Here is a 14,683-nt window from a genome sequence, read left to right as displayed (position 1 = left end):
AAAGCCCTGCGCATCCACGGCGGTGGATCGCAGGGCTTTGTTGCAATGCCGGGGAATCAGTCGGCTTTGATGGCTTCGATCTGGATCGCCAGCTTGACTTCCGGCGAGAACGCGGGCAGACCGATATTGAGGCCGAAGTCGCTGCGCTTGAACTCGGCGGTGGCGTCGGCGCCGCACGCTTCCTTCTTGTAGCGCGGATGCATGATGCATTTGAACTTGTCGATCTTCAGCGACACCGGCTTGGTCACGCCCATCATGGTCAGCTCGCCGTCCACGCCCACCAGCTTGTCGCCGTCGAACTTGAAGGTTTTGCCGACGTAGGTCATGGTGGGATACTTGGCCACGTTGAACATGGTGTCGTCCTTGGCGTGCTTGTTCATCGCATCGAGGCCGAAGTCGATCGAGTCGGCCTCGATCTTGACGTTCAGCGCGCCGGTCTTGGCTGCCGGATCGAGCGTTACCGTGCCGCTGCTCTTGTTGAACTTGCCGCGCCAGACGGACAGGCCCATGTGGTCGGCCTCGAAGCTCGGGAACGTGTGGGTCGGGTCGAGATTGTAGGTCGTGCTCGCTGCCATCGACGAAGCGGTGGCGGCGGTCAACAGCGTGGCGATCAGTAACTTCAGCTTCATGCGAGGTATCTCCCTGGTGGTGGTTGTGATTGATTAGCCGGCGACAACGTGGAACTTCAGGACCACTTCATCGGCAACCATGCTGGTGTCTTTCCATTCGCCTTCGCCGATATTGTAGGCCAGGCGCTTGATCGGCAGGGCGCCGTCGAATACCTGCTTGCCGCCTTCGGTTTTCACGGTCAGCGGGAAGGTGACGTCGGTGGTCTTGCCCTTGACGGTCAGCTTGCCGGTGACGGTCAATTTACCGGCGCCGGCGGCCTTGATCGAGCTCGAGACGAACGTCGCTTTCGGGAACTGGGCAGCGTTGAACCATTCTTTCTTGGCCACTTCCTTGTTGTAGTCGGGGTCGCCCATGTCGAGGCTGGCCGTTTCCACTTCCACGGTTGCTTTCGACGCGTCCGGCTTGGCCGCGTCGTAGTCGATGGTGGCGGTGAATTTCTTGAATTTCGATTCGATCGGCACGTTCATCTGCTTGAAGGTGGCGCTGACCGTGGATTTGGCGGGATCGGCCTTGAGCACGGCGGCGCCGGCGATCAGGCTCACGCCCAGCAGGGAGACGAAGGCGAGTTTGTTCAGGGTTTTCTTCAGTGTTTTCATGTAGGGCTCCGGGTAAGTAAAGTCGTGGAATTAGAACGGCAGCATGCGTTTGAGCGTGGTGTCGCGGTCAAAAAAGTGATGCTTGAGGGCGGCCAGGGCATGGGCGACAACTGCGCCCGCCATGGTCATGACCAGGACGTAGTGCACCGTCTTCAACAGCGCCTTGAGTTCAGGGTCGGGGGCGATGATCATCGGCAGTTGCACCAGCTTCAGGTACACCACCGGCACGCCGGCCGCGCTGCCGTACAGGTAGCCGGAAATAGGCGCGGCAAACATCAGGAAGTACAGCAGGTAGTGCATGCCTTCGGCCAGCTTGTGCTGGAGCGGAGGAATGCTGGCCAGCGCCGCAGGCGGCTTGTGCGACAGGCGCCACAGCAGGCGTATCGCCACCAGGGCCAGTACCGTCACACCGATCCATTTATGCCAGGAAAAGTATTTGAGCTTGGTGGGCGAGAAGCCGGGAATGGCAACCATGGTCAGCCCGAGGAAAAAGGCTGCGATGATCATCAGGGCGATCAGCCAGTGCAGGAGCATGGCTGTCTTGGTATAGCGTTGCATAGGCGCTCCAGAAATTAGTACGTGTTAGGACTAAATCGGACTATAGCAAACAAATAATTCTTTTGCTTAACTTTGCATTAAACCAGAATAAAAAAGCCCCCGGAACTTTTCAGTTGCGGGGGCTAGTGTAAGCGAGTTTGCTTTACAACATCAGATGGCTTTTGCCAGAGTGGCGGCGATACCGATGTAATTGGCCGGCGTCATCGCCAGCAGGCCATCCTTGGCTTCCTGCGGAATTGCCAGGCCGGTGATGAAGTCGCGCAGTGCGTCTTTCGAGATGCCCTTGCCGCGCGTGAGTTCCTTCAACTGCTCGTACGGGTTCTCGATGCCGTAGCGGCGCATCACGGTTTGCACCGGCTCGGCCAGCACTTCCCAGTTGGCGTCGAGGTCGGCTGCCAGGCGGGCCGGGTTCACTTCGAGCTTGTTCAGGCCGCGCAGGCAGCTGTCGTAGGCCAGCAGCGTGTAGCCGAAGCCCACGCCGATATTGCGCAGCACGGTCGAGTCGGTCAGGTCGCGTTGCAGGCGCGAGACCGGCAGTTTTTCCGACAGGTGTTTCAGCACGGCGTTGGCCAGGCCCAAGTTGCCTTCGGAGTTTTCGAAGTCGATCGGGTTGACCTTGTGCGGCATGGTCGACGAACCGATTTCGCCAGCCTTCAGCTTTTGCTTGAAGTAGCCGAGCGATACATAGCTCCAGATGTCGCGGTTCAGGTCCAGCAAGATGGTGTTGGCGCGGGCAAAGGCGTCGAACAATTCGGCCATGTAGTCGTGCGGCTCGATCTGGATCGTGTACGGATTGAATTCCAGGCCCAGGCGGGTTTCGATCACGTCTTTCGAGAACGCTGCCCAGTCGAACGACGGGTAGGCCGACAGGTGGGCGTTGTAGTTGCCCACGGCGCCATTCATCTTGCCCAGGATTTCCACTTGCTCGATACGCTTGATCGCGCGCTGCAGGCGGGCCACGACGTTGGCCATTTCCTTGCCCAGGGTGGTCGGGCTGGCGGTCTGGCCGTGAGTGCGCGAGAGCATCGGCAGTTCGGCGTTGGCGTGGGCGATTTCGGTCAGCTTGGCAATCACGTTGCGCAGCGACGGCAGCATCACGGTGTCGCGCGCGGCCTTGAGCATCATGCCGTGCGAGGTGTTGTTGATGTCTTCCGAGGTGCAGGCGAAGTGGATGAATTCGGAGGCGGCGACGAGTTCCGGCACATCCTTCACTTGTTCCTTGAGCCAGTACTCCACGGCCTTGACGTCGTGGTTGGTGACGGCTTCGATTTCCTTGATGCGAGCGGCGTCCTGCTCGGTGAAGTTCGAGGCGATCTTGTCCAGCAGGGCCGAGCCTTCGGCCGAGAACGGCTTGATCTCGTCGAAGCCCGCCAGCGACAGCGCTTGCAGCCACGAGATTTCCACCTTGACGCGGTGGTGCATAAAGCCGGACTCGGACAGGATGGGACGCAGCAGATCGGTTTTACCGGCGTAGCGGCCGTCCAGCGGGGACAGCGCCGACAGCGTGGAGTAAGGAGTAGTGGTCATGATGGCAGGGGTAGGGTGAAAAATGCGCAAAGGCAGATTTTACCATTGGCAGAGCAGGTGCCTGCCGATGTTATACTCACCACCGATCTTCAACCCCGGCCTGTGCTTCGGTCATCTACGTTAGCGTGCTATGAAACTCATCGGTTCCCTCGGCAGTCCTTATGTCCGCAAAGTGCGCGTTGTGCTGGCCGAGAAAAAACTCGACTACCAGTTCGAACTGGAAAATGTCTGGGCGCCCGATACCGCCATCAGCAAGCTCAACCCGCTGGGCAAGGTGCCGAGCCTGGTCATGGACGACGGCTCGGTGATGATCGATTCGCGCGTGATGGTCGAGTACCTTGATACGCTCACGCCCGTGTGCAAGCTGCTGCCAGCCAACAGCCGCGACCGCGCCGACGTCAAGTGCTGGGAAGCGCTGGCCGACGGCATCATCGACGCGGCGGTCATCGTGCGCCTCGAACGCCTGCGGCCGATCGAGCTGCAAAGCGAGGACTGGGTGGCGCGCCAGCAGGGCAAGGTCAAGCTGGGCCTGGCCGCGCTGTCCGACAAGCTCGGCGACCTGCCTTACTGCATGGGCAAGAATTATTCGCTGGCCGACGTCGCGGTCGGCTGCACGCTGGGCTGGCTGGCATTCCGTTTCCCCGACATCGGCTGGCGCGACGACCACGCCAACCTGGCGCGCCTGTTCGACAAGCTGTCCGAGCGCCAGTCGTTCAAGGACACTTTCCCGTCCGCCTGACTGATGGCCGACTCCAAGCCGTCCGCCGACGACAGCAACCCGTCCGCCGCCCAGCAGCGGCGCCTGCAAATGGCCGACATTGCGCGCCTGGCCGGCGTGTCTACGTCCACCGTGTCGCGCGCGCTGGCCGGCAGTAAACTGGTTAGTGAAGAGACGCGGGTGCGCATCATGGAACTGGCGCGCTCGCTCAAGTACACCATCAATATCGGCGCGCAAAACCTGCGCATGAAGCAGAACCGCACCATCGGCGTGGTGATCCCGTACGACCACAACACGCGCCAGCACCTGTCCGACCCGTTCTTTCTCGGCATGCTCGGCAGCCTGGCCGATGCGCTGACCGAACTCGGTTTCGACATGCTGGTCTCGCGCGTGGACGCCGACGAACTCGACGCCGCTGCCGCGCCGTTCGACACCGGCCGCGTGATCGGCATCGTGCTGATCGGCCAGTGGCGCCACCACGACCAGTTGAACCAGCTGGCCGCGCGCCATGTGCCGATCGTGGTGTGGGGCGCGCAACTGCCGCAGCAGCTGTACTGTACCGTGGGCGGCGACAACGTCACCGGCGGCGAGCTGGCCGTCGACCATCTGCTGGAACAGGGCCGGCGCCGCATCGCCTTCTTTGGCGACATCAACCTGCCCGAGGTCGGGCTGCGCTATACCGGCTACTGCCGCGCCCTGCAACGCGCGGGTGTCGGCATTGATCCGGAACTGCTGGTGCCGGTGTCGTTCCTGCCGTCGGGCGGACAGCAGGCGGTCGAGGAACTGCTGCGCCGGGGCGTGGCGTTCGACGCCATCTTTGCCGGCTCCGACCTGCTGGCCATGATGTCGATTAACGCCATGCGCGAGCACGGCCTGTACGTGCCGGGACAGGTGGCCGTGGTCGGCTACGACGATATCGAATTGTCGAGCTATTTCCACCCGCCGCTGACCACGATCCGCCAGCCGATCCGCGAAGCGGGCCGCGCGCTGGTGACGTCGCTGCTGGAACTGATCGAGGGCCGCGAAGCGCCGTCGCAACAACTGCCGACCACCCTTGTCGTGCGCAGCAGCAGCCGCACAGTCTGAGGATTGTGGGGTTTATGCAACCGATTGCATAACTATTTATACCGCAGCGCAGCAATCCACATCCATTCATTCCCTATGAGATTTCAGGTGATCATTCTGCATGGATAGCTTTGTGCAGCACGGTATGCAATCGATTGCATTAATTTTCATTCCGGTGAATAATGGCACATCTGCTCAATAATGCAGCAGAGCAAAACGACAACAACACCGGAGATCACCATGATTCAACGCACCCCCAAACTGGGCGGCATCGCCGCCGCTGTCGCTATCGCCATGTTGCACCTGGGCGCCCACGCACAAGACACCACCGCCGCTGCGCCAGCAGCCCAACCAGACGGCCTGAACATGGAACGCGTGATCGTCACCGGCACCACGCTGGGCTCGTCGAAGATGAAATCAAGCGTGTCGATCAGTACCATCGAGGGCGACGCCATCCAGAACGCCGCACCGCTCAGCGCCGCTGAAGTGCTGCGCTCGGTGCCGGGCGTGCGCGCCGAATCGTCGGGTGGCGAAGGCAACGCCAACATCACCGTGCGCGGTGTGCCGGTCTCGGCCGGTGGCGCGCGCTACGTGCAAATCCAGGAAGACGGCCTGCCGGTGCTGCAATTCGGCGACTTCAACTTCACCACGCCCGACAGCTTCGTCAAGATCGACGGCACGCTCGACCACCTGGAAGTGGTGCGCGGCGGCTCGGCCTCCACCCTGGCCACCAACGCCCCGGGCGGCATCATCAACTTCATCACCAAGACCGGCGAAGAGCAGGGCGGCAAGATTGCCATCAGCCGCGGCCTCGGCTACGACGAAACCCGCTATGACTTCAGCTACGGCGCGCCGATCTCGGACAAGACCCGCTTCTTCATCGGCGGTAACTACCGCACCGGCGAAGGCGTGCGCGACACCGGCATGAGCACCGCCAGCGGCGGCCAGGTGCGCGGCAATATCACGCACGAACTCGACAACGGCTTCATCCGCCTGTCGTTCAAGCACCTCGACGACAAGACCCCGACCGCGCTGCCGGTGCCGGTGAGCGTGAACAACCAGCACATCAGCGAAATCCCGGGCATCGACCCGCGCACGGTCAGCTTCTACTCGCCGTACTGGACCCGCGACGTGGTCCTGAGCAAGAACAACACGCCGGTCTCCACCGATGTCAACGACGGCCTGCACGTCAAGAGCAACACCTTCGGCCTCGAAGGCTCGTTCAAGCTCGGCGACGGCTGGACCCTGTCGAACAACTTCCGCACCGCCGACAACAGCGGCCGCTTCACCGGCATCTTCGCCGGCAACAACGGCACGGTCGGCAACTACACCATCGCCACCGGTCCGAACCGCGGCCAGGCCTACAACGGCCGCGCGTTTTCGGCCGTGGTGTTCAACACGTCGATCGACGACGCCGGTAACACCCTCAACGACACCAAGCTGTCGAAGACCTTTGCCCTCGGCGGCGGCGCCAAGCTGACCACCACGGCGGGCCTGTACCTGTCGAACCAGAAGCTGGCGCTGACCTGGAACTTCAATGAATACCTGATGCAGGCCACCGGCGACAAGCCGGCCCTGTTACGCACGGCCAGCGCCACCCCGGGCCTGGTCGGCCCGGCCTTCGGCGGCTGCTGCTCGCGCGCCGTGGACATGGAATACAAGACCACGTCGCCGTACCTGAACGTCGGTTACGAAGTAGGTGCGCTGAACCTGGACGCCAGCGTGCGCCGCGATAACCAGAAAGCCACCGGCACCGCCAACCTGGCCTCGGCCAGCACCTCGGCCAATGCCGTCAACGGCCTGCTGTACAACCCGGCCACCGAACAGATGGTCAACTACAAGGTGGACCATACTTCGTACTCGGTTGGTGGTAACTACCGCATCACCAGCAACCTGGCGGCGTTCGCCCGCGTGAGCGATGGCGTGGCCTTCAATGCCGACCGCATCCTGTTCGGCACCCCGCTCGACGGCAGCGCGCCGATCAACATCAACACCGTCAAGCAGTACGAAGGCGGCGTGAAGTGGCGCAGCGGCGGCGTGAGCACGTTCGTGACCCTGTTCCAGGCCAAGACCGACGAGAGCAACTACGAAGCGACCACCCAGCGCAGCACCTCGAATCGCTACGACGCCAAGGGCGTGGAACTGGAAGGCGCGTACAGCATCGGCGACTTCCGCATCACCGGCGGCGCCACCTACACCCATGCCAAGATCGTCGGCACGGCAGCGGCGGACGTGGCCAACATCGGCAACACCCCGCGCCGCCAGGCCAAGTGGATTTACCAGGTGGCGCCAAGCTACACCTTCGGCGATGCTACCGTGGGCGCCAGCGTGGTCGGTACCGGCAAATCGTGGGGCGACGATGCGCACACCATCATCATGCCGTCGTATGCGATCGTGAACGCGTTCGTGAACTACCGCGTGACCGAAAAGGCGACCATTGCCCTCAGCGCCAACAACCTGTTCAACAAGATCGGCTACACCGAGATCGAAGGCGACGGCCATGCCGCACGCTCGGTCACCGGCCGCGCCGTCAAGGCGACCGTTTCCTACGCCTTTTAATTAGCCCAAGCACACCGACCATGGCCCCTGATGTTTTTGCCGACCGCCTGCTGGCGGTCCTTCCCGACGAACTGCGCGCGCCGGCGGCGCAGCGCCTGGCCACCAGTGGCCCGGTGCTGCACCGGTTGCTGGCCGGCCTGTACGGCGACCGCTGCGGCCACGCCGGTTTCGATGCCTGGTTCGGCAACCTGCTGGAGTCGCTGGGCCGGCTGCACGCCGAGCGCGCGCCGGCACTGCACGCGCAGGACGCACAGCGCGCGGCCGATCCAGGCTGGTTCCTCGACCAGCGCATGCTCGGCTACTGCACCTATGTGCAAAAGTTCGGTGGCGACCTGAATGGCGTGGCGCGGCGCATTCCGTACCTGGAAGAGCTGGGCGTGACGTATCTGCACCTGCTGCCGTTCCTGCGCCCGCGCTCTGGTGAAAACGATGGCGGCTTTGCCGTCACCAGTTTCGACGAAGTCGATCCGGCACTCGGGAGCAATGCCGACCTCGAAGCGCTCACGGAACAGCTGCGCGGCGCCGGCGTGAGCCTGTGCTCGGACCTGATCCTCAACCACGTGGCCGACGACCACGCGTGGGCGCTGGCCGCCAAGGCCGGCGATGCGGATGCCCGCGCCCGGTTCCACGTGTTCCCGGACCGCGACCTGCCGGATCGCCACGAGCGCACGCTGGGCCAGGTGTTCCCGCAGGTGGCGCCCGGTAATTTCACGTACGTGGAAGCGGCCGGCGGCTGGGTCTGGACCACGTTCTACCCGTACCAGTGGGACCTGAACTGGTCGAACCCGGACGTATTTGCCGAGATGGCGGCCGTGATGCTGCGCCTGGCCAACCGCGGCATCGAAGCGTTCCGCCTCGACTCCACCGCCTTCCTGTGGAAGCGCGAAGGCACCAACAGCATGAACCAGCCCGAGGCGCACCAGCTGCTGCAAGCGCTGCGCGCCATCGTCGATATCGTCGCGCCGGGTGTGCTGCTGAAAGCCGAGGCGATCGTGCCCACGCGCGAACTGCCCGCCTACCTGGGCAGTGCCGACGCGCCCGAATGCCATATCGCCTACCACAGCAGCCTGATGGCGGCCGGCTGGGTGGCGCTGGCCGAGCAGGATACCGAAGTACTGCGCGCCGTGGTGAACAACACGCCGGACCTGCCGCGCGCGGCGACCTGGCTCAGTTATGTGCGCTGCCACGACGACATCGGCTGGAACGTGCTGCGCGCCGAAGCGGGCGAGAACAGCGCAGCACGGCTGGCAGCCGCCTCGCGCTTCTTTGCCGGCGCCATGCCGGGCAGCTATGCGCGCGGCGCGATTTTCCAGAGCACCGATCCCAACGCGGCGCACGGCAGCAACGGCATGGCCGCGTCGCTGACCGGTTTGCAGACGGCCGTCACCGAAGAAGAACGCGCGCTGGCGCTGCGCCGCATGTTGCTGCTGCACGGCCTGGCGCTGAGCTTTGGCGCGCTGCCGGTGCTGTACATGGGCGACGAGCTGGCGATGCTGAACGACGAGAGCTACCTGGCCCGCCCCGAGCACGCGATGGACAGCCGCTGGCTGCACCGCCCCGTGTTCGACCAGCAGCGCTGGGAACACCGCCACGACGCCGGCACCACCGCAGGCGCGATGTACGAAGGGCTGGCGCAGTTGCTGCGCGCCCGCCGTGGCCACGACGCCCTGGCTGCCGGCGCCCCGCGCACCTTGCTGGCCGATGCGCCGGCCGGCGTGCTGGCGCTGGCGCGCGGCGAACGCTTCCTCACGCTGTTCAACTTCTCGGCAACGCCGCAGCAGTACCCGCTCGATGGCGCGTGGCGCGACGTTGTTACGCCTGGTCTCCTGACCGGAACGTTGACGCTGGCGCCGTACGCGCTGCACTGGCTGGTGCGCGAATAATTCCAAACCGGCCCCCAGGGCTGGGATACACTCGTCCGCAAGGGCGCGGAGACAAGCATGAACCAACAAACCATCGCCGTATTCGGCGAATCGCTGGTGGACGACTTCATCACCGAACAGGTGGTGGGCGGCGCACCGTTCAACGTGGCGCGCAACCTGGCCGCTTTCGGCGTGGCGACCCTGATGGTCACCCGCATCGGTGAAGATAAAAACGGCGCGCTGGTGCGGCGCGAGTTCGAGCGTTTCGGCATGACCGAGGCTGGCCTGCAAATCGACGCCCTGGAAGCGACCGGCCGCGTGGTGGTCGAGCGCAATGACGCCGGCCATCGCTTCATCATCCTGCCCGACCAGGCCTACGACTACGTCGCTGCAGCACCGGCACTGGCCGCGCTGGCAGCCTCAAAGCCGTCGGTGCTGTACTTCGGCACCATGGCCCAGCGCCACGAAACCTCGCGCGCCACCGTGCGCGCCATGCTCGAGGCCTCGAAGGCGCAACGCTACCTGGACCTGAACGTGCGCGACGGCCAGGTCACCGAACGCTGCGCGTTCGAGTCGCTGCACCTGGCCGATATCGTCAAGGTCAACGAGGAAGAACTGAAGGACCTGTTCAAGTGGTACACCCACACGCAGCCCGGCACCAAATCGGTCGATAGCCGCGAGATGGCCGACGCCTGCCAGGCGCTGATGCGCACCTTTAACCTGCAAACCCTGATCGTCACGCTCGGTGAGCGCGGCGCGATGGTGTTCGAGGCCGACGGCGCCGTCACCATCAACCAGGAGTGCCACGCGCCAGCCCACATCGTCGATACCGTGGGGGCGGGCGATGCGTTTTCCGCCGTGTTCCTGTATGGCCAGGCACAAGGCTGGCCGCTGCCATTGACCCTGGCGCGCGCCAACGCGTTTGCCGGCGCCATTTGCGGCGTGGCCGGCGCGGTGCCAACCGATATCGGTTTCTACGCGCCGTGGCTGGCTGCCTGGCACGCGGGGCAGGTGCTGCCACCGGCAGCGGACCTGGGAGTGGCCGCATGAAGCCGCACCTGTCGTTCTGGCAGATCGTCAACATGAACATCGGGTTCTTCGGGATCCAGTTCAGCTTTGGCCTGCAGCAGAGCAGCATGAGCCCGATCTACAAGTACCTGGGCGCGGACGAGGCGAGCCTGCCTTACCTGTGGCTGGCCGGCCCGATGACCGGCCTGCTGGTGCAACCGCTGATCGGCGCCATGAGCGACCGCACCGTCACGCGCTGGGGCCGGCGCACGCCGTACTTCCTGATCGGCGCCATCCTGTGCAGCCTGGGCCTCTTGGCCATGCCGTTCAGTCCCACCTTGTGGATGGCCGCCAGCCTGCTGTGGATCCTGGACGCCGCCAACAACGTCACCATGGAGCCGTACCGCGCCTTCGTTTCCGACAAGCTCGCGCCCAAGCAGCACTCGCTGGGCTTCCTCACCCAAAGCGCGTTTACGGGGCTGGGGCAAACGCTCGCTTACCTGACACCGTCGCTCTTGGTGTGGATGGGCATGAACAAGGACGCCGTCAACGGCAGCCATATTCCGCACATCGTGATTGCCGCCTTCATGATCGGCGCCGTATTCTCGATCACGTCGGTGCTGTGGACCCTCAAAACCACGCCCGAGCATCCGCTTTCGCCGGTGGAGCTGGCCGAGATCCGTTCGCGCCCGGTGGGCTGGCGCCACACGCTGGGCGATATTGTCACCGCCATCCGTGAAATGCCGGAGACCATGCGCCAGCTGGCCTGGGTAAAACTGTTCCAGTGGTATGCGATGTTCTGCTATTGGCAGTACATCATGCTGTCGCTGTCCACCACCTTGTATGGCACCACCGACCAGGCCTCGCAGGGCTTCCGCGATGCCGGTTTGCTGGCCGGGCAGGTGGGGGCGTTCTATAACTTCATCGCGTTTGTCGGTGCGCTGGCGCTGGTGCCCTTTACGCGCCGTTATGGCCCGAAGATTACTCACAGCGTATGCCTGACCCTGGCCGGCTTTGCCATGATGAGCATCCCGTCGATTCATTCAGAGGCGCTGCTGTTCGTGCCGATGATCGGCATCGGCCTGGCGTGGGCCAGCATCATGGGCAATCCGTACGTGATGCTGGCAGGCTGCATCCCACCCGAGCGGACCGGCGTCTATATGGGCATCTTCAACATGTTCATCGTGCTGCCGATGATCATCCAGATCTTCACGCTGCCGCTGTACTACCGCAGCCTGTTGGGTGGCAACCCGGAAAACGTGATACGCCTGGCCGGCGTGCTGATGCTGTGCGGCGCGGTCGCGGTGCTGTTCGTGAAAATTAAAAAGCCGCAGGCGGAATCGCTTCCGGCTGCGGCTTGATGAAACCTGCCCGCTACGTCGGGCAGTTTTTTTATTCGCTGTGCATCTGGCTTTGCAGGTAGTTCTGGGTGCCGACCTTGGCGATCAGGTCTTGCTGGGTTTCCAGCCACTCGATGTGCTCTTCGGTGTCTTCCAGGATCATCAACAGCAGGTCGCGCGAGACATAGTCGCCGACTTTCTCGGCAGTGGCGATGCCTTCCTTGACCGTGATGTGGGCAGCTTTTTCCAGCTTCAGGTCGCAGGCTATCATTTCTTCGGTGTTCTCGCCGATCATGATCTTGTGCATGGCCTGCAGGTTCGGCAGGCCGTCGAGCATCAGGATGCGGTCGATCAGTTTGTCGGCGTGCTTCATTTCACCAATCGACTCTTCGTATTCCTTCTTCGCAATTTTTTCCAGGCCCCAGTGGCGGTACATGCGTGCGTGCAGGAAGTACTGGTTGATGGCAGTCAGTTCATTGGTCAGCTGTGCGTTCAGCAAGCGGATAACGTCGGCGTCGCCCTTCATATGCGGCTTTCTCAAATGGTTACAATGACCGCATTCTGCCACGAACTTCGCCGCGATGTGAAGTTAATTTCGCTTAAATGCAGTAAATACGTATTTAATTGCGCGTAACGAGACCAGTGAGAATAATGAGAACAATTAGCATGCGCATCTGACGTCGTTTGCGCGGGTTTAGCTGTGTGTGAAGCAGCCAACCTAGTGCGCACGCGCTCGAGGCTAGTATGGGTGTTCGAACTTTTCACCCAACAGGAGCGCCCCATGGATTCGATCAACGCCAACCAGCCGGAACACAACCACGAAGACCTGATGGGCCAGGACGCCATCAAGAAGATCCGCGACCTGGTCGACAGCACCCCCGAATGCTTCTTCTGCACCAGCGATGCCGGCGGCCCCGGCGACACCCGTCCAATGCATACGATGCAGGTCGATGACCTGGGCAACCTCTGGTTCTTCAGTGCCAGCGACAGCCTGAAAAACCGCGAACTGGCCGCCGATCCGTCGGCCACGCTGTATTTTCAGGGAGCGTCGCACGAGTTCCTGCACTTGGAGGGCATCGCCACCGTGCTGCGCGATCCGGTCAAGCAAAAGGAATTGTGGAACTTTACGCTGAAGACGTGGTTCACCGAAGGCGAGGACGACCCGCGCATCACGCTGATCAAGTTCGCGCCAACCTACGGCTACTACTGGGACACCAAGCACGGACGTGCTGTGGCAGGAGTGAAGATGCTGGTGGGGGCTATTACCGGCAAGACCCTCGATGATTCCATCGAAGGCCGCCTGGACGTTTGAGGCTGTCTTAACCCAATTGGAAATTGATCGGCACCAGCGCATACACGGGGATGGCCTTGCCATCCTCGATATACGGCTTGTACAGCGCGCGCAGCACGGCCTGGCGGCCGGCTTCGTCGAGGTTGGTCGAGCCTGACGATTTCTGAATCAGCACTTGCTCGGCCTCGCCCTTGACGTTGATCAGCACGCGCAGCAGCACGGTGCCGCTTTCGCCCATGCGGCGGGCGATATTGGGGTACACCGGTTGCGGCGCCCGGATATAGTCGGCGCCGTGGATGGTCTTGGGTGCAGCTGGTGCAGGCGCGGGCGGTGTCGGCGTGGGCGTGGTGACAGCCACCGGTGTAGCGGGCGGGGTCGGCTCGGCGTTACGCGGCGAAGGCGGCGCGACCGTGATGGTCGGCTGCGTTTGCGGCGTGGGCAGGACCGGCATCGGCGGAATAAACTTCGGCACTTGCACGACCATCGGCACGATCTTCGGTTCCGGTGGGGGCTTGGGCGGCTCGGGCGACGCCACGAAGCTGACCGTAACGACCTTGGGCATGACGGCTTGCGCCACCTTGTTGAGCATGCCGGTGCTCATCATCCAGAACAGCACTCCATGTACTGCGACAATTGCCGCCAGTGGGGCTGCCTTGCGTCCGCGTACGCGCCATAACCGCCGGGCGCGCCACATCAGGCCGGAGCCATCCACGGACATCGCGCTCGCGGTCCGTTCATAGAGCATTGTATTCATGATTAGTTGGTAAACACTGGGCGCTTGAGCACAGTTTCTTCGATGGCGGCAGCCTGGGCGGTGGCCAGATGCTCGTTCAAAATGTCTTCAGCGCAGCTGAAACATTGGCCGCAGCAGGTGGCAACGCCGAGATCGCGGCGCAGTTCTTCCATCGACGTGATGCCAAACTCCATGGCTTGACGGATTTCACGATCAGATATGTTGTTGCAGACACATACAATCATTGATGCACCTTCTGGCTAGGCTCGCTACTGCGGGTTGGAGACTGCAAAAAGTTGGTCTTTAATAAGATTGCAATCAACTAAGCTTGCTATTAATTAAGATTGCTACCAACTTAATGCGAATCATTATCATTAGCCGTATACTGCCTCAGTTCCGTTGCGGATGCAAGCCTAAATAGTAGTCATTCGCATTAACGAATATAATGCTAGTATCCTGTTCTTTGCCGCACTAAAAGTTTGTTGCGCGCAGCCGACAAGTGCCGACTCACCAGCCTGGATTTAGCATATGACGCAAGCTGTTCCCTTTCTCACTCTCGATGCGCTCGCTGTCGGCGCCTCGGCCATCGTCACCCAGGTCGCCCCCGGCGATGTCGCCGAAGACGGCGTGTCGCTGTCGCGCCGCCTGATGGAACTCGGTTTCGTGCCCGGCGAAAAAGTCCGCCTGCTCAAGCGCGGCATGCCCGGCGGCGAACCGCTGGCCATCAAGGTGGGCAACTCCACCTTTGCCTTGCGCCGCTTTGAAGCAGCGCTGATTTCGATCCAACCGGAATAAT

Annotated in this window: 15 protein-coding genes; 8 read left to right on the top strand and 7 right to left on the bottom strand. The window is 62.5% G+C overall.

All coding sequences use genetic code 11. From position 1 onward, the window contains the following. Window positions 1-56: 56 nt before the first annotated feature. From F8197_RS26975 to purB, 4 genes are all read right to left on the bottom strand, one after another. Complete coding sequence (locus tag F8197_RS26975) at window positions 57-629, bottom strand: YceI family protein (protein WP_056138246.1); 573 nt, start codon at window positions 627-629, stop codon at window positions 57-59. A 33-nt stretch (window positions 630-662) separates the two neighbouring features. Next, window positions 663-1,226, bottom strand: a complete 564-nt coding sequence (locus F8197_RS26970; RefSeq protein WP_056138244.1) for a YceI family protein — start codon at window positions 1,224-1,226, stop codon at window positions 663-665. A gap of 30 nt (window positions 1,227-1,256) precedes the next feature. After that, entirely contained in the window at window positions 1,257-1,784 is a 528-nt protein-coding gene (locus F8197_RS26965) for a cytochrome b (protein WP_056138243.1), read from the bottom strand. Window positions 1,785-1,934: 150 nt separating this feature from the next. Then, window positions 1,935-3,311 carry an adenylosuccinate lyase gene (purB, locus tag F8197_RS26960; RefSeq protein WP_056138242.1) on the bottom strand — a complete coding sequence of 459 codons (1,377 nt, stop codon included), beginning with the start codon at window positions 3,309-3,311 and terminating at the stop codon, window positions 1,935-1,937. 130 nt (window positions 3,312-3,441) lie between these two features. Here purB and F8197_RS26955 point away from each other — a divergent pair, with 130 nt between their 5' ends. The 6 genes from F8197_RS26955 (at window position 3,442) to F8197_RS26930 (ending at window position 11,884) form a co-directional block, all read left to right on the top strand. Then, the gene (locus F8197_RS26955; RefSeq protein WP_152885011.1) at window positions 3,442-4,050 is read left to right on the top strand and encodes a glutathione S-transferase family protein; all 609 of its coding nucleotides are present in this window, start codon (window positions 3,442-3,444) and stop codon (window positions 4,048-4,050) included. Window positions 4,051-4,053: 3 nt separating this feature from the next. Beyond that, window positions 4,054-5,115 (top strand): LacI family DNA-binding transcriptional regulator, encoded by a 1,062-nt coding sequence (locus F8197_RS26950; RefSeq protein ID WP_152885009.1) that lies wholly within the window; start codon window positions 4,054-4,056, stop codon window positions 5,113-5,115. Between the two features lie 219 nt (window positions 5,116-5,334). Continuing rightward, window positions 5,335-7,653 carry a TonB-dependent siderophore receptor gene (locus tag F8197_RS26945; RefSeq protein ID WP_152885007.1) on the top strand — a complete coding sequence of 773 codons (2,319 nt, stop codon included), beginning with the start codon at window positions 5,335-5,337 and terminating at the stop codon, window positions 7,651-7,653. A 20-nt stretch (window positions 7,654-7,673) separates the two neighbouring features. Continuing rightward, the gene (locus F8197_RS26940) at window positions 7,674-9,536 is read left to right on the top strand and encodes an alpha-amylase family glycosyl hydrolase (protein ID WP_056138236.1); all 1,863 of its coding nucleotides are present in this window, start codon (window positions 7,674-7,676) and stop codon (window positions 9,534-9,536) included. A 57-nt stretch (window positions 9,537-9,593) separates the two neighbouring features. Then, window positions 9,594-10,565 carry a PfkB family carbohydrate kinase gene (locus F8197_RS26935; protein ID WP_152885005.1) on the top strand — a complete coding sequence of 324 codons (972 nt, stop codon included), beginning with the start codon at window positions 9,594-9,596 and terminating at the stop codon, window positions 10,563-10,565. Beyond that, on the top strand, window positions 10,562-11,884 hold the full coding sequence (locus F8197_RS26930; protein WP_056138232.1) for an MFS transporter: 1,323 nt from the start codon (window positions 10,562-10,564) through the stop codon (window positions 11,882-11,884). The genes F8197_RS26935 and F8197_RS26930 overlap by 4 nt, the downstream gene beginning before the upstream one ends. 31 nt (window positions 11,885-11,915) lie before the next feature. Here the strand turns inward: F8197_RS26930 and bfr are convergent, their stop codons facing one another. Further along, complete coding sequence (gene bfr / locus F8197_RS26925) at window positions 11,916-12,389, bottom strand: bacterioferritin (protein ID WP_152885003.1); 474 nt, start codon at window positions 12,387-12,389, stop codon at window positions 11,916-11,918. Window positions 12,390-12,644: 255 nt separating this feature from the next. Here bfr and F8197_RS26920 point away from each other — a divergent pair, with 255 nt between their 5' ends. Further along, window positions 12,645-13,175 carry a pyridoxamine 5'-phosphate oxidase family protein gene (locus F8197_RS26920; RefSeq protein WP_056138228.1) on the top strand — a complete coding sequence of 177 codons (531 nt, stop codon included), beginning with the start codon at window positions 12,645-12,647 and terminating at the stop codon, window positions 13,173-13,175. A 7-nt stretch (window positions 13,176-13,182) separates the two neighbouring features. On the opposite strand, the gene F8197_RS29305 is transcribed toward F8197_RS26920, so the two are convergent. Then, on the bottom strand, window positions 13,183-13,908 hold the full coding sequence (locus tag F8197_RS29305) for an energy transducer TonB (RefSeq protein WP_227012438.1): 726 nt from the start codon (window positions 13,906-13,908) through the stop codon (window positions 13,183-13,185). Between the two features lie 2 nt (window positions 13,909-13,910). Further along, the gene (locus F8197_RS26910) at window positions 13,911-14,132 is read right to left on the bottom strand and encodes a bacterioferritin-associated ferredoxin (RefSeq protein ID WP_026637602.1); all 222 of its coding nucleotides are present in this window, start codon (window positions 14,130-14,132) and stop codon (window positions 13,911-13,913) included. A 283-nt stretch (window positions 14,133-14,415) separates the two neighbouring features. Here F8197_RS26910 and F8197_RS26905 point away from each other — a divergent pair, with 283 nt between their 5' ends. Continuing rightward, window positions 14,416-14,682 (top strand): FeoA family protein, encoded by a 267-nt coding sequence (locus F8197_RS26905; protein WP_056138224.1) that lies wholly within the window; start codon window positions 14,416-14,418, stop codon window positions 14,680-14,682. Window position 14,683 lies beyond the last annotated feature (1 nt).

The organism is Duganella sp. FT27W (assembly GCF_009295655.1).
Lineage (GTDB): Bacteria > Pseudomonadota > Gammaproteobacteria > Burkholderiales > Burkholderiaceae_D > Rugamonas > Rugamonas zoogloeoides.
Note: the sequence above shows the minus strand (reverse complement) of the source record. Positions and strands in the feature narration are given on the sequence as shown.